17 protein-coding genes and 2 tRNA genes are annotated in these 20,015 nt (G+C 58.9%); 1 reads left to right on the top strand and 18 read right to left on the bottom strand.

Going from position 1 to position 20,015, the window contains the following annotated elements; genetic code table 11:
* Positions 1 to 64: 64 nt before the first annotated feature.
* The 15 genes from pnp to rlmE all read right to left on the bottom strand — a co-directional run bounded on the left by pnp (position 65) and on the right by rlmE (position 15,404).
* Positions 65 to 2,170: a polyribonucleotide nucleotidyltransferase gene (pnp, locus tag QMK47_RS05170; RefSeq protein WP_003197725.1), complete on the bottom strand. Its 2,106-nt coding sequence runs from the start codon at positions 2,168 to 2,170 to the stop codon at positions 65 to 67.
* A 194-nt stretch (positions 2,171 to 2,364) separates the two neighbouring features.
* Positions 2,365 to 2,634: a 30S ribosomal protein S15 gene (rpsO, locus tag QMK47_RS05165; RefSeq protein ID WP_003197723.1), complete on the bottom strand. Its 270-nt coding sequence runs from the start codon at positions 2,632 to 2,634 to the stop codon at positions 2,365 to 2,367.
* A 143-nt stretch (positions 2,635 to 2,777) separates the two neighbouring features.
* On the bottom strand, positions 2,778 to 3,695 hold the full coding sequence (gene truB / locus QMK47_RS05160) for a tRNA pseudouridine(55) synthase TruB (protein ID WP_253471558.1): 918 nt from the start codon (positions 3,693 to 3,695) through the stop codon (positions 2,778 to 2,780).
* A gap of 3 nt (positions 3,696 to 3,698) precedes the next feature.
* Complete coding sequence (rbfA, locus tag QMK47_RS05155) at positions 3,699 to 4,100, bottom strand: 30S ribosome-binding factor RbfA (RefSeq protein ID WP_214512218.1); 402 nt, start codon at positions 4,098 to 4,100, stop codon at positions 3,699 to 3,701.
* Positions 4,101 to 4,259: 159 nt separating this feature from the next.
* Positions 4,260 to 6,788, bottom strand: coding sequence for a translation initiation factor IF-2 (infB, locus tag QMK47_RS05150; protein WP_253471556.1), 2,529 nt, complete (start codon positions 6,786 to 6,788; stop codon positions 4,260 to 4,262).
* Positions 6,789 to 6,815: 27 nt separating this feature from the next.
* Positions 6,816 to 8,297 carry a transcription termination factor NusA gene (gene nusA / locus QMK47_RS05145; RefSeq protein WP_003197716.1) on the bottom strand — a complete coding sequence of 494 codons (1,482 nt, stop codon included), beginning with the start codon at positions 8,295 to 8,297 and terminating at the stop codon, positions 6,816 to 6,818.
* Between the two features lie 59 nt (positions 8,298 to 8,356).
* Positions 8,357 to 8,815: a ribosome maturation factor RimP gene (gene rimP, locus QMK47_RS05140; protein WP_253471554.1), complete on the bottom strand. Its 459-nt coding sequence runs from the start codon at positions 8,813 to 8,815 to the stop codon at positions 8,357 to 8,359.
* Positions 8,816 to 8,955: 140 nt separating this feature from the next.
* Positions 8,956 to 9,032: transfer RNA gene (locus QMK47_RS05135), tRNA-Met, on the bottom strand.
* A 97-nt stretch (positions 9,033 to 9,129) separates the two neighbouring features.
* Positions 9,130 to 9,215 (bottom strand) — tRNA-Leu (locus tag QMK47_RS05130).
* A gap of 21 nt (positions 9,216 to 9,236) precedes the next feature.
* Positions 9,237 to 9,620 carry a preprotein translocase subunit SecG gene (secG, locus tag QMK47_RS05125; RefSeq protein WP_003197714.1) on the bottom strand — a complete coding sequence of 128 codons (384 nt, stop codon included), beginning with the start codon at positions 9,618 to 9,620 and terminating at the stop codon, positions 9,237 to 9,239.
* A 4-nt stretch (positions 9,621 to 9,624) separates the two neighbouring features.
* Positions 9,625 to 10,380 (bottom strand): triose-phosphate isomerase, encoded by a 756-nt coding sequence (gene tpiA, locus QMK47_RS05120; RefSeq protein WP_212797587.1) that lies wholly within the window; start codon positions 10,378 to 10,380, stop codon positions 9,625 to 9,627.
* Positions 10,381 to 10,446: 66 nt separating this feature from the next.
* Positions 10,447 to 11,784: a phosphoglucosamine mutase gene (gene glmM / locus QMK47_RS05115; RefSeq protein WP_253471553.1), complete on the bottom strand. Its 1,338-nt coding sequence runs from the start codon at positions 11,782 to 11,784 to the stop codon at positions 10,447 to 10,449.
* Positions 11,785 to 11,800: 16 nt separating this feature from the next.
* Entirely contained in the window at positions 11,801 to 12,652 is an 852-nt protein-coding gene (gene folP / locus QMK47_RS05110) for a dihydropteroate synthase (protein ID WP_253471550.1), read from the bottom strand.
* An 8-nt stretch (positions 12,653 to 12,660) separates the two neighbouring features.
* Positions 12,661 to 14,571: an ATP-dependent zinc metalloprotease FtsH gene (gene ftsH, locus QMK47_RS05105; RefSeq protein WP_214512215.1), complete on the bottom strand. Its 1,911-nt coding sequence runs from the start codon at positions 14,569 to 14,571 to the stop codon at positions 12,661 to 12,663.
* Between the two features lie 200 nt (positions 14,572 to 14,771).
* Positions 14,772 to 15,404, bottom strand: a complete 633-nt coding sequence (gene rlmE, locus QMK47_RS05100; RefSeq protein ID WP_003177853.1) for a 23S rRNA (uridine(2552)-2'-O)-methyltransferase RlmE — start codon at positions 15,402 to 15,404, stop codon at positions 14,772 to 14,774.
* A gap of 105 nt (positions 15,405 to 15,509) precedes the next feature.
* On the opposite strand from rlmE, the gene QMK47_RS05095 reads away from it, so the two are divergent.
* On the top strand, positions 15,510 to 15,818 hold the full coding sequence (locus QMK47_RS05095; RefSeq protein WP_003177852.1) for a YhbY family RNA-binding protein: 309 nt from the start codon (positions 15,510 to 15,512) through the stop codon (positions 15,816 to 15,818).
* Positions 15,819 to 15,828: 10 nt separating this feature from the next.
* Here QMK47_RS05095 and QMK47_RS05090 read toward each other — a convergent pair whose 3' ends face one another.
* The 3 genes from QMK47_RS05090 to carB are packed head-to-tail and all read right to left on the bottom strand — an operon-like array spanning position 15,829 to position 19,962.
* Positions 15,829 to 16,233 (bottom strand): hypothetical protein, encoded by a 405-nt coding sequence (locus QMK47_RS05090; RefSeq protein ID WP_063322987.1) that lies wholly within the window; start codon positions 16,231 to 16,233, stop codon positions 15,829 to 15,831.
* 28 nt (positions 16,234 to 16,261) lie between these two features.
* Positions 16,262 to 16,738 carry a transcription elongation factor GreA gene (gene greA / locus QMK47_RS05085; RefSeq protein ID WP_027911987.1) on the bottom strand — a complete coding sequence of 159 codons (477 nt, stop codon included), beginning with the start codon at positions 16,736 to 16,738 and terminating at the stop codon, positions 16,262 to 16,264.
* Between the two features lie 2 nt (positions 16,739 to 16,740).
* Entirely contained in the window at positions 16,741 to 19,962 is a 3,222-nt protein-coding gene (gene carB, locus QMK47_RS05080; RefSeq protein WP_014336571.1) for a carbamoyl-phosphate synthase large subunit, read from the bottom strand.
* Positions 19,963 to 20,015: the final 53 nt, after the last annotated feature.

The raw sequence follows: 20,015 nt of genomic DNA, 5'->3' as shown, positions 1-20,015 counted from the left end.
ACACAGCAAAACGCCCCGAACCAGTCGGGGCGTTTGCTTGTTCAGCGGTTAGGCTGCGGGGTGATTAAACGCCCGATGCCTTGGCTGCTGCGACGTCCTTGATGGACAGCTTGATACGGCCGCGGTTGTCCACGTCCAGTACCAGCACTTCCACTTCCTGGCCTTCTTTGAGGATGTCGGTCACTTTTTCGACGCGAGCATCGCTCAGCATGGAGATGTGAACCAGACCGTCCTTGCCCGGCAGGATGTTGACGAACGCGCCGAAGTCGACGATGCGCTCAACCTTGCCGACGTAGATCTTGCCGATCTCGGCTTCTGCGGTGATACCCAGGACGCGCTGGCGTGCTGCTTCTGCCGCCTCCTTGGTTTCGCCGAAGATCTTGATCGAACCGTCGTCTTCGATGTCGATCGAAGCCTTGGTTTCTTCGCAGATCGCACGGATGGTCGCGCCGCCTTTACCGATGACATCACGGATTTTGTCGGTGTCGATTTTCATCGCGATCATGGTCGGAGCGTTTTCCGACAGCTCGGTGCGGGACTGACCGATGATCTGGTTCATCTGACCGAGGATGTTCAGGCGCGCTTCCAGGGCCTGGCCCAGGGCGATTTCCATGATCTCTTCGGTGATGCCCTTGATCTTGATGTCCATCTGCAGTGCGGTGACGCCTTTGGCGGTACCGGCCACTTTGAAGTCCATGTCGCCCAGGTGGTCTTCGTCACCCAGGATGTCGGTCAGGACGGCGAATTTCTCGCCCTCTTTAACCAGACCCATGGCGATACCGGCAACCGGCGCCTTCATCGGCACACCGGCGTCCATCAGGGCCAGGGAAGCGCCGCAGACCGAAGCCATCGAGCTCGAACCGTTGGACTCGGTGATTTCCGATACCACGCGAATGGTGTACGGGAACACGTCAGCGGCAGGCAGCATGGCCTGGACCGAACGACGGGCCAGACGGCCGTGGCCGATTTCGCGGCGACCGGCGCCACCCATGCGACCACACTCGCCCACCGAGAACGGAGGGAAGTTGTAGTGCAGCATGAACGGGTCTTTCTTTTCGCCTTCCAGGGTGTCCAGCAGTTGCGCGTCACGGGCGGTGCCCAGTGTGGCAACGACCAGCGCCTGGGTTTCGCCACGGGTGAACAGTGCCGAACCGTGGGTCTTTGGCAGAACGCCGACTTCGATGTTCAGCGGACGTACGGTACGGGTGTCGCGACCGTCGATACGTGGCTTGCCGTTGACGATGTTTTCGCGAACGGTGCGGTATTCGATTTCACCGAAAGCGGCTTTGACGTCGCTGGCCGATGGCTGGCCTTCTTCGCCGGACAGCTTGGCAACGACCTGGTCTTTCAGCTCGCCCAGGCGTGCATAACGGTCGGCCTTGACGGTGATGGTGTAGGCCTGGGAGATTGCTTCGCCGAACTCGGCACGGATCGCGCCCAGCAGCTCGGTGGCTTCGGCTTGCGGAGCCCAGGTCCAGGTTGGCTTGGCGGCTTCGGCGGCCAGTTCCTTGACGGCGTTGATCACCACCTGGAACTCGTCGTGGGCGAACAGCACCGCGCCCAGCATCTGGTCTTCGGTCAGCTCTTTGGCTTCGGATTCAACCATCAGCACGGCTTCGGAAGTACCGGCCACGACCATGTCCAGGCTCGACGCCTTCAACTGCTCGTAGGTCGGGTTCAGCAGGTAGCCGGTGCTTTCGTGGAACGCGACACGGGCAGCGCCGATCGGGCCATCGAAAGGAATACCGGAGATCGCCAGGGCAGCCGAGGTACCGATCATCGCAGCGATGTCCGGATCGGTTTTCTTGCTGGTGGACACGACGGTGCAGACAACCTGCACTTCGTTCATGAAGCCTTCTGGGAACAGCGGACGGATCGGACGGTCGATCAGTCGGGAAGTCAGGGTTTCTTTCTCGGAAGGACGGCCTTCGCGCTTGAAGAAACCGCCAGGGATCTTACCGGCAGCGTAAGTCTTTTCCTGGTAGTGAACAGACAGAGGGAAGAAGCCCTTGCCTGGATCGGCTTGCTTGGCACCGACAACGGTCACCAATACGCTGACGTCGTCGTCAACGGTGACCAGCACTGCGCCGGAGGCCTGACGGGCGATACGGCCAGTCTCGAGGGTAACGGTCGACTGACCGAACTGGAATTTTTTGATTACCGGGTTCACGGTGTCCTACCTTCTTTGTGGCTCTTGGGGAACTTGTCTTCTTGCGAAATTCTTGGGCAATGGCGGGAATCGGCCCGACGCCTGTCCAGGGTAAAACGTGTATCCAGATAAAACTTGAGGCTGGGAGCCTGCCATGCGCCAGCGGGAAACCCACTGACGTACGACAGACAACCAACCTCTAGCGCAATCGCTGATTAGCGACGCAGACCCAGGCGAGCGATCAGAGCGCTGTAACGGCTCACGTCCTTGCCTTTCAGGTAGTCCAGCAGCTTACGACGCTGGTTTACCATGCGGATCAGACCACGACGGGAGTGGTGATCTTTACCGTTGGCCTTGAAGTGACCTTGCAGTTTGTTGATGTTGTGGGTCAGCAGTGCAACTTGCACTTCTGGCGAACCAGTGTCACCAACAGCTTGCTGGTAGTCAGCTACGATTTGAGCTTTTTCTTGAACGTCGAGAGCCATGAGGCAATCCTTTTAGTCAGGAAACTGTTTCAAGGAAACAGCTTCAACAGGCCAGGGACAAATCCCTGTATCTATAAATGAGTAGTGACCGTGCCTGTTAACAGCCACACTCGCCAACCCGCTGTTACGCAGGCTGGTTCCGGTCATTCCGACCGAATCAGTCGACGCGGCGCAATGCGCCCGTCTTCGCTCACTTCACCGATACCGATGAAGCGGCCATTATGATCCTGCACCCGGACCATGCCGAACTTCGGCGCATCCGGGGCACGTACCGGCTGGCCGTTGAGCCAGTAGAACGCACTGTGTTCCGAGAACTGCAACAGCGGCCAATCCAGCAACCCGCTGTCCGATGGCATCAGGAAACGGTCGACCGCTTCGTTGCCGCCTTCGGCATGTACCGCTTCAAGCTCTTCCAGCGTGACCGTCTGGGCCAACGTGAAAGGCCCGGCCTGGGTCCGTCGCAATTCTGCCACGTACGCGCCACAGCCGAGCTGTTCACCAATATCCTCCACCAGGGTGCGGATATAGGTGCCCTTGGTGCAATCCACGGCCAGCCGCGCAGTATTACCGTCAAAGGCCAGCAATTCCAAGCGCGCAATAGTAACAGAACGCGGTTCACGCTCCACTACTTCGCCTGCACGAGCCAGTTTATACAGCGGCTGGCCATCACGCTTCAGAGCCGAGTACATCGGTGGTATCTGACTGATTTGCCCGCGAAATTTCGGTAAAACCGCTTCGATATCGGCCTGACCAACGGTCACCGGGCGCTCCAGCAAAACATCACCTTCGGCATCCGCCGTGGTGGTGGTCTTGCCCAGTTGCGCCAGGGTTTCATAACCCTTGTCGGAATCGAGCAGGTATTGGGAGAACTTGGTCGCCTCGCCAAAGCACAGCGGCAGCACGCCGGTGGCCAGCGGATCGAGGCTGCCGGTGTGCCCGGCCTTTTCGGCATTGAGCAGCCAGCGAACCTTCTGCAACGCCGCGTTGGAGGTGAACCCCAGCGGCTTGTCGAGCAGGATGATACCGCTGACGTTACGACGGATACGTTTGACCTGAGCCACCGATTACTCCTTGGTGTCTTCGGGTTCAGCCGCAACCGGGTGCTGACTGTCTTGCGCCACGGCGCGTTCGATCAGGGCCGACAGATGCGCACCACGCACGACGCTTTCGTCGTAGTGGAAGTGCAACTGTGGAACGCTGCGCAGCTTCATCTCCCGGGCCAACTGCATACGCAGGAAGCCGGCGGCCGAGTTGAGCACCTTGATGCTCTGGGCGATTTCTTCGGCGCTGTCCTGGCCCATCACGGTGATGAAAATCTTGGCGTGACCGACGTCACGGCTGACTTCCACTGCGGTAATGGTGACCAGGCCGACGCGCGGGTCTTTGACTTCGCGACGGATCAGTTGGGCCAGCTCACGCTGCATCTGATCGCCGATTCGTTGGGTACGGCTGTATTCTTTTGCCATGTCTTGTTACCTGTTACTGCCCCACGGTGAAACCCGCGAGGTCTGAAAGCGGCAAACGCCCGGCCTGGCAAAAGCCAGACCGGGCGTTGCGTTTAGAGTCCGCCAGCAAGGCAGCGCATGTTCATGCGGCTACCCGGCGCGGCTCTTGAAGTGCGCGAGTCAGAGGCTGCGAGCAACCTGGACCTTCTCGAAGACTTCGATCTTATCGCCGACCTTGACGTCGTTGTAGCTCTTGACGCCAATACCGCATTCCATGCCGGCACGTACTTCGGAAGCGTCATCCTTGAAGCGGCGCAGGGATTCCAGCTCGCCTTCGAAGATCACGATGTCTTCACGCAGTACACGGATTGGACGGTTACGGTGAACAACACCCTCGATCACCATGCAGCCAGCGATCGCGCCAAACTTCGGCGAACGGAACACGTCACGCACTTCAGCGGTACCCAGGATGTTCTCGCGAACATCGCTGCCCAGCATACCGGTGAGGGCTTTCTTGACGTCTTCGATGATGTCGTAGATCACGTTGTAGTAACGCATATCCAGGCCTTCCTGCTCGACGATCTTGCGAGCGCCGGCATCGGCACGCACGTTGAAGCCGAACAGTACAGCGTTGGAGGCCAGTGCCAGGTTGGCGTCGGACTCGGTGATACCACCGACACCGCCACCGACAACACGCACTTGCACTTCGTCGTTACCCAGGCCGTTCAAGGCACCGTTCAACGCTTCCAGCGAACCACGGACATCGGACTTGAGGACGATGTTAAGCGTCTTCTTCTCTGCCTGGCCCATGTTCTCGAAGATATTTTCCAGCTTGCCGGCGTGAGCGCGAGCCAGTTTGACTTCGCGGAACTTGCCTTGACGGAACAGAGCCACTTCACGGGCTTTCTTCTCGTCCGACAGCACGCTCATCTCGTCGCCAGCGTCCGGGGTACCGTCCAGGCCGAGGATCTCGACAGGGATGGAAGGACCGGCTTCCTTGATTGGCTTGCCGTTCTCGTCGAGCATGGCACGTACACGGCCATAGTTCGAACCGACCAGCACCATGTCGCCTTGGCGCAGGGTACCGTCTTGAACCAGAACGGTAGCAACCGGACCACGACCTTTGTCGAGGCGCGATTCAACCACGACGCCTCGGCCAGGAGCCGAAGGAGTCGCTTTCAGTTCCAGAACTTCAGCTTGCAGCAGAACAGCTTCGAGCAACTCGTCCACACCAGTACCGACTTTCGCCGAAACCGATACGAACGGGGTGTCGCCGCCCCACTCTTCCGACGTCACGCCGTGAACCGACAGTTCGCTACGGATGCGATCGAGATCAGCGCCCGGCTTGTCGATTTTGTTCACTGCAACAACCAGTGGAACGCCGGCAGCCTTGGCGTGCTGGACCGCTTCAATGGTCTGCGGCATTACGCCGTCGTCCGCTGCAACGACCAGAATCACAATGTCAGTCGCCTTGGCACCACGAGCACGCATTGCGGTAAACGCGGCGTGACCCGGGGTATCGAGGAAAGTGACCATGCCGCGGTCAGTTTCAACGTGGTACGCACCGATGTGCTGGGTGATACCGCCGGCTTCGCCAGCAGCTACCTTGGCACGACGGATGTAGTCGAGCAGCGAAGTCTTACCATGGTCAACGTGGCCCATTACGGTCACGACTGGCGCACGGGAGAACGTCTCACCTTCAAACTTCAGGGATTCAGCCAGGGAGTCTTCCAGGGCGGTATCGCTGACCAGGGTCACTTTGTGGCCCAGTTCTTCGGCTACCAGTTGAGCAGTTTCCTGATCAAGCACCTGGTTGATGGTCGCTGGAGTACCCAGTTTGAACATGAACTTGATGATTTCAGCAGCCTTGACCGACATCTGATTGGCGAGATCGCCAACAGTGATGGTCTCGCCGATCTGCACATCACGCACGACAGGGCCGGTAGGGCTCTGGAAACCGTGGGCGTTGCGCTTCTTCAGCTTGGCCTTGCCGCGACCACCACGACGGAAGCCATCGCTTTCTTCGTCGGTAGTACGTGGGGCAACGCGTGGAGCAGGCGCTTTCTCTTTGACCGAGGCACGATGCGGAGCGTTTTTGCGCTCACCATCACCGCTACCACGACGACTGTTATCGTCGGCACGTGGCTTGTCCGGACGGCGCTGTTCGTTCTGCTTGTTGCGAACGTCAGCAGACGGTGCTGGAGCAGCGGCTACAACCGGTGCGCTTTCGCGTACTGGCTCGGCAACTGCAGCAGGCGCTGCAACGGCGTCGTTAGTAGCGGTTTGCGCAGCAGCAGGCTGGCGACGCGCTTCTTCTTCGGCGCGACGCTTGGCTTCTTCTTCAGCCTTCTGACGAGCAGCATTTTCTACTGCGCGACGTTCTTCCTGTTCGCGTTTGCGCTCGGCTTCGATTTCTTCCGGGCTGCGCTGTACGAAGACTTTCTTCTTGCGTACTTCAACGCTGATGCTTTTGCTACCGGCAACACGCAGGGTGCTGGTGGTTTTACGCTGCAGAGTGATCTTGCGCGGTTCTTCCACTTTCGCCTTGTGACTGCTCTTCAAGTGAGTCAGCAGGGACTGCTTCTCACTGTCGGTCACATGTTCCTCGGCGGCGGTGTGCGGCAGACCTGCCTCACGCATCTGCTGCAACAGGCGCTCTACCGGTGTTTTGACCTCATCGGCCAGTTGTTTCACCGTGACTTGCGTCATGCACTTCTCTCCTCAGGCCGCGCCTAATTACTCGAACCAGTGGGCTCGGGCGGCCATGATCAACTTGCCGGCACGATCATCGTCAATGCCGTCGATGTCGAGCAGATCGTCAATAGACTGCTCGGCCAGGTCTTCGCGGGTAATTACGCCGCGCACCGCCAGTTCCATCGCCAAATCCTTGTCCATACCCTCAAGCGAGAGCAGGTCTTCGGCCGGATGGGCGTCTGCCAGCTTTTCCTCAGTAGCGATGGCTTTGGTCAACAAACGATCCTTGGCCCGAGCGCGAAGCTCGTTGACGATCTCCTCGTCAAAGCCGTCGATGTTGAGCATTTCCTCCACCGGTACGTAGGCAATCTCTTCCAGGCTGGTAAAGCCTTCATCCACCAGCACCTGCGCCAGCTCTTCGTCGACTTCAAGCTCGTCGATGAAGTTGCGCAGGATGTCGCCGGTTTCAGCTTGCTGTTTAGCCTGGATGTCCGATTCGGTCATCACGTTCAGGGTCCAGCCAGTCAACTGGCTGGCCAGACGCACGTTCTGACCACCGCGACCGATGGCCTGAGCCAGATTGTCTGCGCCAACGGCGATGTCCATGGCGTGGGCATCTTCGTCGACGATAATTGCCGCCACTTCAGCAGGCGACATGGCATTGATCACGAACTGAGCAGGGTTGTCGTCCCACAGGACGATGTCCACACGCTCGCCGCCCAACTCGCCGGATACGGCCTGGACACGCGAACCACGCATGCCGATGCAGGCACCTTGCGGGTCAATGCGCTTGTCCTTGGAGCGGACCGCGATCTTGGCACGCGAACCCGGATCACGGGAGGCGGCCATTACTTCGATCAGGCCTTCGGCAATTTCCGGCACTTCGATGCGGAACAACTCGATCAGCATTTCCGGCGCGGTACGCGACAGGATCAGCTGCGGGCCGCGGTTCTCGGTGCGGATTTCCTTGAGCAGCGCACGCAAACGCACGCCGACCCGGAAAGTTTCGCGAGAGATGATGTCTTCGCGAGCCAGCAACGCTTCGGCGTTGTTGCCCAGGTCGACGATCACGTTGTCGCGGGTCACTTTTTTCACGGTGCCGGAGATGATTTCCCCCAGGCGCTCGCGATAAGCGTCGACGACTTGCGCGCGCTCGGCTTCGCGAACTTTCTGCACAATAACCTGCTTGGCAGTCTGTGCAGCGATGCGGCCGAACTCAATGGACTCGATTTTTTCTTCTACTACATCACCAACCTTGGCGCCCGGATGCGTTTCTGCAACCTTGCTCGGCCAGGTTTCGATAGCCGGATCATCCAGGTCGGCTTCCTCGACCACCGTCCAGCGACGGAAAGTCTCGTAGGCACCGGTGTGGCGATTGATTTCCACACGCAAATCAACTTCGTCTTCAAACCGCTTCTTGGTAGCAGTGGCCAGAGCCAGCTCCAGCGCTTCAAAAATAACGTTAGCCGGTACGCCCTTTTCATTGGATACCGACTCAACAACCAGCAGTACTTCTTTGCTCATCGTACGCCTCGCCTTTCGCAAGCCATTGGATCCGCGGGATCCGCAGTATCTGGCACGTATCAGTCAAAACTGGGAATAATGTTGGCCTTGTCGATCATATCGATCGGCAACAGGAACTCATGGTCATCTACCTGCACCACGACGTCCTGCTCTTCTACACCGCGCAGAAGGCCTTGGAAGTTGCGTCGACCTTCGAAAGGCGAGCGCAGCTTGATCTTCACTTGTTCACCGGCAAACGAAGCGAACTGTTCAAGTGTGAACAGGGGGCGCTCCATGCCAGGCGAGGAAACTTCAAGGGTGTATTCGGAGGTGATTGGGTCTTCAACATCCAATACACCGCTGATCTGACGGCTGACGATGGCGCAATCATCCACCAACACGCCGCCTTCCTTATCGATATAAACGCGCAACATTGAGTGGCGACCTTGAGCCGAAAACTCAATACCCCAGCATTCATAGCCAAGGGCCACGACCACCGGGGCCAACAAGGCCTGCAACTGTTCTAGCTTGCTCGACACCTGAACCCCCTCGTGCATGTTTGTGCATGCTGTGCAAATAAAAAAAAATGGGCGAATCGCCCATCCCTGAAACGCCGTCGAACAGCGGCGTTGTAAAGTGTCCAGCTAACAAAAAGCCCCTTGGAAGGGGCCCCTGAAACTGGTTGCGGGAGCCGGATTTGAACCGACGACCTTCGGGTTATGAGCCCGACGAGCTACCAGACTGCTCCATCCCGCGACAAAGCTGGGGCGGAAGTATACGACCGATCCCTTACAGGGTCAATGTAACCCTTCCACCTACAAGAAAGCCCGCAATCGCGGGCTCTCCTGATAATTGGTACCGAGAAGGGGACTCGAACCCCTACACCCTATGGGCACAACCACCTCAAGGTTGCGTGTCTACCAATTCCACCACCTCGGCAATACAGCGTTTGAAACCTTCTTACTTCTGCTCTTGAGCTGGAGGTACGTCAGTCGCCGGGTTGGCCGACTTTTGCTCTTGAAGCACCGGGACATCATCAGAAGCCGGTTGTTGCTTTGGCGCTTCCAGTACCGCTGGGTTTGGCAAACCTACTTGAGTCAGCTCATGAGCTTTCTCTTTAGCAAAGTAACCTAACCCTAAGCTGGTCATGAAGAAACCGGCGGCAAGTATAGCAGTAAACTTACTAAGAAAGGTAGAGGAACCTTGGCTTCCGAACACAGTATTTGAAGCACCTGCACCGAAAGACGCACCAGCATCCGCACCTTTACCCTGCTGCAGCAATACGAGAGCAACTACGCCCAGTGCACCCAGCAGATGAAAAACGACTACGACTGTTTCCAGCATTTTCTCAGTTTCCCGCGGCGCGACAAATCGCACCGAACTCATCTGCATTCAGGGACGCTCCACCAATGAGCCCCCCATCGATATCCGGCATGCCGAACAGTTCGACCGCATTGGCCGCCTTCACGCTGCCGCCGTATAGAAGCCGCACACCTCGTGCCACTTCAGAATTCTCTGCCGCCAACTGCGCGCGGATGGCTGCGTGCACATCCTGCGCCTGTTGCGGCGAAGCAGTCAGCCCGGTACCAATAGCCCAAACTGGCTCGTAAGCAATGACTGCCTTTGCAAAAGCACCGACACCCAGGTCTTCGATGATGCTGCCCAGCTGACGCCCGACAACTTCAAGGGTCTTGCCAGCTTCACGCTGCTCGAGGGTTTCCCCTACGCACAACACCGGAATCAGACCGCAGGCCTGGGCCGCAGCAAACTTGCGGATCAAGGTCTTGTCCTGCTCACCCATGATCTGGCGACGCTCGGAGTGTCCGACCAGGACCAGGGAACAACCTGCATCCACCAACTGACTCGGCGCAATCTCGCCGGTCAGCGCACCTTGCATGGATTCCACCGCAGAGTTCTGCGCGCCGACCGAAATCGACTTACCTTTCAAGCCATCAATCACTTGATTGATATACAGGCAAGGCGGGAATACCGCGACATCAACACCGCTAGGCAAGGCCAGATGACGAAGGCCATTGATCAGCTCAGCGACGCTGGCGCGGGTACCGTGCATCTTCCAGTTACCAGCTACCATAGGGCGACGCATGCTGTACCTCGTCGGTCAAAGTGGGCGCAGATGTTACCCAACGGATTCATGACTGGCAAGCCGAATTCAGGCAGAAACTTCAGTAACAAGTTTTGCCAGCTCTTCGGCATAACCGCGAACTTGCGCTTCATCCTCTCCTTCGACCATGACGCGCACCAAAGGCTCTGTGCCGGACTTGCGCAACAACACGCGCCCACGCCCCGCCATCGCCTGCGTCACATGCTCACTGGCCTGCTTGACCTTCGCATGCTCGAGAGGATTCACACCGCCACCGAAACGCACGTTGATCAACACTTGCGGGCATTTGCGCAATGCCTGGCGCGACTGTGCGAGCCCTTCGCTACGCGCCTTGAGCGCCATCAGCACTTGCAGGGCTGCAATGATCGCATCACCTGTGGTGGTATGGTCAAAGCACACGATGTGGCCGGAGTTCTCGCCACCAATCACCCAGTTGCGTTCCAGCAGCTCCGAGATCACGTAGCGGTCACCCACGTTAGCCCGCACGAACGGGATATCCAGGTCCGCCAGGGCCAGTTCAAGCCCCAGGTTGCTCATCAACGTACCGACCACGCCGCCCTGCAGTTTGCCGCGCCCATGCAGGTCACGGGCGATGATGAACAGCAATTCGTCACCATCGACAACCGTGCCGGTGTGATCGACCATCAGGACCCGATCACCGTCGCCATCGAAGGCAATCCCGAGATCGGCCTGCTCAGCCAGCACCGCAGCCTGCAACGCCTCGGTATGGGTGGAGCCACAGTTATGGTTGATGTTCAGGCCATTAGGCTGGGCGGAAAGCACCACCACCTCGGCGCCCAGCTCGCGAAAGACGCTCGGCGCAACTTTATAGGTTGCCCCATGGGCGCAATCGACGACGATTTTCAGGCCGGAAAAACTGGTACCGGTCGGCACACTGCCTTTGCAGAACTCGATGTAGCGACCCGACGCGTCGTTGATCCGCGACACTTTGCCGATCTTGCTCGACTCAACCACAGTCATCGGCGTGTCCAGCAGCTCTTCGATCATCAGCTCGATATCATCCGGCAGCTTGGTACCCTGGCCGGAGAAGAACTTGATGCCGTTGTCATCATGAGGGTTGTGCGAGGCACTGATCACGATGCCTGCCTGGGCCTGGAACGTACGCGTCAGGTAGGCAATGGCGGGCGTCGGCATCGGGCCCAGCAACATCACATCGGCACCCGCCGATGTCAGGCCGGCTTCGAGTGCCGATTCGAACATGTAGCCGGAAATTCGCGTGTCCTTGCCGACCAGCACCTTGCACGCGCCCATTTTGCGGAACGCCATGCCGGCCGCCCAGCCGAGCTTGAGCATGAAATCAGGGGTAATAGGGTATTCGCCGACCCGACCACGAATACCGTCGGTGCCAAAGTATTTCTTGCTCATAAGTGCTCCGTCATTCTTATTCGGCTGAATCCACAGCTGCAATCATCCGCACGACATCCATCGTTTCGGCTACATCGTGCACGCGCAATATGCGCGCACCTTTGGCAAGGGCCAAGGCTGCAAGGGCGAGACCGCCATACAGACGCTCCCCCACCGGGCGGCCCAAGGCATTGCCTATCATGCTCTTTCGCGAGACCCCAACCAACAGGGGCCGCCCCAGGGCATGCAAGGCTTCCATATGTTTGAACAGGCTCAGGTTGTGAGCCAGGGTCTTGGCAAAGCCGAACCCGGGGTCAAGAATGATCCGCTCGGCGGGAATGCCCGCGGCGACGCACCGATCCAGACGCTCCACCAGGAATTCACCTACCTCCCTGGTTACATCATCATAGTGCGGGTCATTCTGCATGGTCCCCGGCTCGCCGAGCATATGCATCAGGCACACCGGCAACCCGGTGGCCGCCGCCGCATCCAGGGCACCATCGCGCCGCAAGGACCGAACATCATTGATCAGGCCCGCCCCCAGTCGCGCAGTCTCACGCATGACCGCAGGCGTGGACGTATCGACCGAGATAATGACATCAAGTTCGCGATGGATGCGCTCGACAATCGGCGCCACTCGCTCCAGCTCTTCGGTAGGCGAGACCGCACGTGCGCCCGGCCGGGTCGATTCACCACCCACATCGATCAGCGTTGCGCCCGCGGCCACCATGGCCTCGGCATGCCGCAGCGCAGCATCGAGCTGGCTGAATCGACCACCATCGGAAAAGGAATCAGGCGTGACATTGAGAATGCCCATGACATGCGCATGGGCCAAATCAAGAACCCGGTTGCCGCAAGGCAACCGGGTCGAGGACTGAACAGAAGTCATTTCAAGCCTTAGACATCAGCGGCCGGACCGCCAATCGGTGTTTCCGGACGCTCACCCTGTACAGCCGGAGGTGTACCGGAGGTGCCAGTACCACCCGACCAGTCACGAGGCTCGCGAGGTACGCGACCCGCCATGATGTCGTCGATCTGCTCGGCATCGATGGTTTCGTACTTCATCAGGGCATCGGCCATGGCATCGAGTTTGTCACGGTTGTCCGTGAGAATCTGCCGGGCTGTGCCGTAGCACTGGTCGATGATGCTGCGCACTTCGGAGTCGATCAGCTTGGCCGTTTCGCCAGAGAAGCTTGCATGCTGGCCACCGCCACCACGACCGAGGAATACTTCCCCCTCTTCTTCGGCATACATCAGCGGCCCCAACTTCTCGGACAGGCCCCACTTGGTGACCATATTCCGGGCGATCTGACTGGCACGCATGATGTCGTTGGACGCGCCTGTGGTCACACCGTCGAAGCCCAGCGTCATCTCTTCAGCGATACGACCGCCGTACAACGAACAGATCTGGCTGATCAATGCACGCTTGGACAGACTGTAGCGATCCTCTTCCGGCAGGAACATGGTCACGCCCAGGGCACGACCACGCGGAATGATCGAGACCTTGTAGACCGGATCATGCTCAGGCACGACACGACCGACGATCGCGTGACCCGCCTCGTGATACGCAGTGTTCTGCTTTTCTTTCTCCGACATGACCATGGATTTGCGCTCTGCGCCCATCATGATCTTGTCCTTGGCCAGCTCGAATTCCTTCATTTCCACGACGCGCTTGCCGGTGCGAGCGGCGAACAGCGACGCCTCGTTGACCAGGTTAGCAAGGTCGGCACCGGAAAAGCCCGGCGTACCACGCGCGATGACCGCCGGAGCGACGTCGTCGCCCATTGGCACCTTGCGCATATGAACCTTGAGGATCTGCTCGCGGCCACGAATGTCCGGCAGCCCCACCACGACCTGGCGGTCGAAACGACCTGGACGCAGCAGCGCAGGGTCAAGTACGTCAGGACGGTTGGTGGCGGCAATCACGATGATGCCGTCGTTCATTTCGAAACCGTCCATCTCGACCAGCAACTGGTTGAGGGTCTGTTCACGTTCATCGTGACCGCCACCCATGCCGGCACCACGATGGCGACCGACGGCGTCGATTTCGTCGATGAAGATGATGCATGGCGCGTGTTTCTTGGCCTGTTCGAACATGTCGCGAACACGACTGGCGCCCACGCCGACGAACATCTCGACGAAGTCGGAACCGGAAATCGTGAAGAACGGCACCTTGGCTTCACCGGCAATCGCCTTGGCCAGCAAGGTTTTACCTGTACCTGGTGGGCCCACCATCAGTACGCCGCGCGGAATACGGCCGCCCAGACGCTGGAACTTGCCCGGATCACGCAGGAACTCGACCAGCTCGCCAACTTCTTCCTTGGCTTCGTCGCAACCCGCGACGTCGGCCAGGGTGGTTTTCACCTGGTCTTCGGAAAGCAGACGGGCCTTGCTCTTGCCAAAGCTCATCGGCCCGCCCTTGCCTCCACCGCCGCCCTGCATCTGGCGCATGAAGAACATGAACACGGCGATGATCACCAGGATCGGGAAGCTGGCGACCAGGAGCTGGGTCCAGATGCTTTGCTGCTCAGGCTGCTTGCCTTCGACCACGACATGGTTGTCCACCAGGTCGCCGATCAGGCCATTGTCCTGGATTGCCGGACGAATGGTCTTGAAGTTGTCGCCATCGGTGCGCTTACCGGTAATCACATAGCCATCAACGGCTACGCGCTCGACCTTGCCATCCTTGACCTGCTGGATGAAGTCGGAATAGTTGAGGGTCTGCGGCTCGTTAGGGCTGGAGAAGTTGTTCATCACGGTCACAAGGACAGCGGCGATGATCAACCACAGGATCAGATTCTTTGCCATATCGTTCAATTAACTACCCTCTGAAGCAAGCTCCGCTACTGGCGCGTGCTTCGCATGATATTCACCGGCCTAACTTACTACATTACCTACGACTCTGGCAGGCGCCGTCTGTAACCCTTTGTGAAACACTTTCTACACAATATTCGCTAATGCTCACGGGACGAAATACGAAAAACCTATCGCCCCGGTCGAAAAACCTCTTATTCCTCACTGCGACCACGGAAACCACGGCCCAGCAGGTACTGCTCACGGGAGCGATCACGCGATGATTTCGGCTTGCGCGTCGTGACCTTCTCGAACTGCTTGCGCACGCTCTTGTGGTATTCGTCAAAGCCTTCACCCTGGAAGACCTTGATCAAAAAATCACCACCTGGCTTCAACACCCGAGTCGCAAGATCCAGTGCCAACTCGCACAGGAACATCGATCGCGGCATATCAACAGATGCCAGTCCACTCATATTGGGGGCCATATCGGAAATCACAAGGTCCACCTCGTTTTTTCCAACCGCTTCAAGGATCTGCGCGAGTACGGCGTCCTCGGTAAAGTCGCCCTGAATGAAGGTCACATCCGGGATGCTGTCCATTTCCAGGATATCGGAAGCGATCAGTGTGCCTTGCCCACCAATCAGACGACTGGTCACTTGGGACCAGCCACCCGGGGCGGCGCCCAAGTCGATCACGCTCATGCCTGGACGGATCAAACGGTCTCTTTCCTGAATCTCCAGCAGCTTGTAGCTGGCACGGGAACGATAGCCGTCTTTTTGCGCCATTTTCACGAATGGGTCGTTGAAATGCTCTTGCAGCCATTTAAGACTTGTCTTGGAACGGGCCACGGGCCACCTCAAAAATAAAACGGGTCGTGATTAAGTGGGCGGTCCCGGACTTGCTCGGGTAAACTGGCCGCCGCTTTTTACAAGATCAGACGCAGGGGTCAGATTATGCCGCTCACTCAAGAGCAGAAGAAACAATACAAATCCATTGGCCACCATCTGAAACCGGTTTTGACTGTGGCTGACAACGGTTTGACTGAAGGTGTACTCGCCGAACTGGAACGCGCCTTGGGCGATCACGAGCTGATCAAGATCAAGCTCAACATCCTCGACCGCGAAGCCCGCCTGGCTGCCGTTGCCGAACTGTGCAAGACCGGCAAGGCAGACCTGGTACAGGTCATCGGCAAGATGGCGCTGATTTATCGCAAGAACTTCAGCGTCAACAAGCAACTGTCGAACGTTCACCGTTTCAAGTGATGTCAAAGGGTCAAGGGTGTGCCTCGCACACCCTGCCACTCCAGCCGGGAACCGGTTGCAACACCAGCACCAATCCGGAAAAACCCAGCACCAGGTAACTGAATGCCTGCCACTGGCTCGCATCCGGCCAGCCGAGACGCACCGCGAAGAACATCCCGCACGCGTACAACGACATGAGCAACAATTGCCCACGAATGTCGCGCCATAGACTGGCAAGGCCCTCGGCCTGAACCAGCACCAAAGCCTGAAATATTACGCACGCCGCGGAGAAACCCACCAGCAGCGCCGTCAGCATGCCTGCGATTTCATCGATGAGCAGCGGCGCCAGGCCGACTCGACCCAGCACCGGCAGCAAACCGACGTGCAACAACCAGACGCCGCCCACCCACAACATCTGGGTGAGCTGCCAGATCATGGCGCCCGCTCGCAGCGGGCGCCTTCGTTCAGATGTGACGGACTTCGACAATCTCATACTCGATGACACCACCCGGCGTCTTCACCACCACCACATCGCCCTCTTCCTTGGCAATCAAGGCGCGAGCGATGGGCGAACCAACGGAGATCTTGCCGAGCTTGATGTCTGCCTCGTCCTCACCAACGATCTGGTAAGTGACGCTTTCATCGGTCTCGACGTTGGCGATTTCCACGGTAGTGCCAAAGATCACCTTGCCGGTGTGCGGGATCGTCGTGACATCGATGATCACCGCATTCTGCATGCGACCTTCGATATCACGGACACGCGCCTCGACCATCCCCTGCTCCTCTCGGGCAGCATGGTATTCGGCGTTTTCCTTGAGATCGCCCAGCTCACGCGCTTCACCAATAGCCTGGCTCAAGCGCGGCCGCTCGACCTTGGTCAGGAAAGCGTGTTCTTCTTCCAGGGCCTTCGCGCCCTGAACTGTCATCGGGTACTTGGTTATGCTCATGCCTTCAATCCTGCATGTAGATCCTGCAAGCGACGCACGGTCTTCTCGGGACCGAACTTGAGCGCTTCGCAGATCGCTTCGCCCGCAGCAATGGTCGTGGTGCAGTAGATCTTGTGCTGCAGCGCATTGCGACGAATGGAGTAGGAATCGGCGATCGACTGGCGACCTTCGGTAGTGTTGATGATCAGCGTGACTTCGTCATTCTTGATCATGTCGACCACGTGCGGACGCCCCTCGGTCACCTTGTTCACGCGGCGCACTTTCAGGCCTGCCGCTTCGATCAGCCTGGCAGTACCGGCAGTGGCGACCACTTCGAAGCCCAAGTTGATCAGATCACGGGCCACGCCTGCAACCAGTGGCTTGTCGTCATCACGCACGCTGATGAACGCCGTGCCGCCAGTCGGCAACACTTCGCTCGCGCCCATCTGGGCCTTGGCGAAGGCTTCACCGAAGGTATCGCCCACACCCATCACTTCACCGGTGGACTTCATCTCAGGGCCGAGGATCGGGTCGACGCCAGGGAACTTGGCGAACGGGAACACCGCTTCTTTCACACTGTAGAAGTTCGGAATGATTTCCTTGGTGAAATTCAGTTCCTTCAGGGTTTTGCCCGCCATGACCCGTGCAGCGATCATCGCCAGGGAAACACCGATGCACTTGGAGACGAACGGTACGGTCCGGGAAGCGCGCGGGTTGACTTCGATGACGTAGATGTCTTCGCCCTGCAGGGCCAGTTGCACGTTCATCAGGCCGATAACGCCCAGCTCCAGGGCCATTTTCTTGACCTGCTCGCGCATCTCGTCCTGGATGTGCGCTGGCAGCGAGTAAGGCGGCAGCGAGCAAGCGGAGTCACCGGAGTGAACGCCCGCTTGTTCGATGTGCTGCATGATCGCGCCAATCACCACGTCCTTGCCGTCGCTGACCGCGTCCACGTCCATTTCGATGGCGCAGTTGAGGAAGTGGTCCAGCAGCACCGGGCTGTCGTTGGAGACCTGGACCGCTTCACGCAGGTAGCGCTTGAGCTCGTCTTCTTGATAGACGATTTCCATCGCACGGCCGCCCAGTACATAGGACGGACGCACCACCAGCGGGTAACCGATCTTGGCGGCGGCACGAATCGCTTCGTCTTCGCTGCGCACGGTGGCGTTTGGCGGCTGGCGCAGGTTCAGGCGCTCGACCATCTGCTGGAAGCGCTCACGGTCTTCGGCGCGGTCGATCGCGTCCGGGCTGGTGCCGATGATCGGCACGCCAGCGGCTTCAAGGGCGCGCGCCAGTTTCAGCGGGGTCTGGCCGCCGTACTGGACGATCACGCCTTTTGGCTTCTCGACGCGGACGATTTCCAGCACGTCTTCCAGGGTCACTGGCTCGAAGTACAGGCGATCGGAGGTGTCGTAGTCGGTGGACACGGTTTCCGGGTTGCAGTTGACCATGATGGTCTCGTAACCGTCGTCGCGCAGGGCCAGTGCCGCGTGTACGCAGCAGTAGTCGAACTCGATGCCCTGGCCGATCCGGTTAGGACCGCCACCCAGGATCATGATCTTGTCGCGGGTCGATGGCGCGGCTTCGCACTCTTCTTCGTACGTGGAGTACAGGTACGCGGTGTCGGTGGCGAACTCGGCCGCGCAGGTGTCGACGCGCTTGTAGACCGGGAACACTTCCAGCTTGTGGCGATGCGTGCGCAGGCTCTTCTCGGTCACACCCAGCAGCTTGGCCAGGCGCATGTCGGAGAAGCCTTTGCGCTTGAGGCGGTACATCATGTCGCGGTCGATGCTGGACATGCCCAGGGTCTTGACCTTCTCTTCTTCCTTGATCAGATCTTCGATCTGTACCAGGAACCAAGGGTCGATCATGTTCATGCCGAAGATCTGCTCGACGGTCATGCCGGCACGGAAGGCGTCGGCCACGTACCAGATGCGCTCGGCGCCTGGCACGGTCAGCTCGCGCTTGAGCACGCTCATGCTTTCCGGGTCGGCCAGGTCCAGCTTCGGATCAAGACCGCAGACGCCCACTTCCAGACCGCGAAGAGCTTTCTGCAGGGACTCCTGGAAGGTCCGGCCGATGGCCATGACTTCACCGACCGACTTCATTTGAGTGGTCAGGCGGGCGTCAGCCTTGGCGAACTTCTCGAAGGCGAAGCGTGGCAGCTTGGTGACGACGTAGTCGATGGACGGCTCGAAGGACGCCGGGGTCTTGCCACCGGTGATGTCGTTCGACAGCTCGTCCAGGGTGTAGCCCACGGCCAGCTTGGCAGCGACCTTGGCAATCGGGAAACCGGTGGCCTTGGAAGCCAGGGCCGACGAACGGGATACCCGCGGGTTCATCTCGATGACCACCATGCGACCGGTGTTCGGGCAGATGCCGAACTGGACGTTGGAGCCGCCGGTTTCCACGCCGATCTCACGCAGTACCGCCAGGGAGGCGTTACGCAGGATCTGGTATTCCTTGTCGGTCAGGGTCTGGGCTGGTGCGACGGTGATCGAGTCACCGGTGTGCACGCCCATCGGGTCGAAGTTTTCGATGGAGCAGACGATGATGCAGTTGTCCTTTTTGTCGCGGACAACTTCCATTTCATATTCTTTCCAGCCGATCAGGGATTCGTCGATCAGCAGTTCCTTGGTCGGCGACAAGTCGAGACCACGGGCGCAGATTTCTTCGAACTCTTCACGGTTGTAGGCGATGCCGCCACCGGTGCCGCCCATGGTGAAGGACGGACGGATGATGCACGGGAAGCCAAGGCGCTCCAGGACGGCGTTGGCCTCTTCCATGCTGTGGGCGATGCCCGAGCGTGGGCAGTCCAGGCCGATGGATTTCATCGCCTTGTCGAAGCGCGAACGGTCTTCGGCCTTGTCGATGGTGTCGGCGTTGGCGCCGATCATTTCCACACCGAACTTCTCCAGGACGCCTTCGCGCTCCAGGTCCAGGGCGCAGTTCAGCGCGGTCTGGCCACCCATGGTCGGCAACAGCGCGTCCGGGCGTTCCTTCTCGATGATCTTGGCAACGGTCTGCCACTTGATCGGCTCGATGTAGGTGGCGTCGGCCATGGCCGGGTCGGTCATGATGGTGGCCGGGTTGGAGTTCACCAGGATGACGCGGTAGCCCTCTTCGCGCAGGGCTTTACAGGCCTGGGCGCCGGAGTAGTCGAATTCGCAGGCCTGGCCGATCACGATCGGGCCAGCGCCGAGAATCAGGATGCTTTTTATGTCTGTACGTTTTGGCATGGGTTTGTCACTCAAATCCGCAGGTCAGTCGGCTAGGCCGTCGAACAATCTTT

It is taken from the genome of Pseudomonas sp. P9_35 (assembly GCF_034008205.1).
Lineage (GTDB): Bacteria > Pseudomonadota > Gammaproteobacteria > Pseudomonadales > Pseudomonadaceae > Aquipseudomonas > Aquipseudomonas kilonensis.
This window is presented reverse-complemented; position numbering and strand designations above follow the sequence as displayed.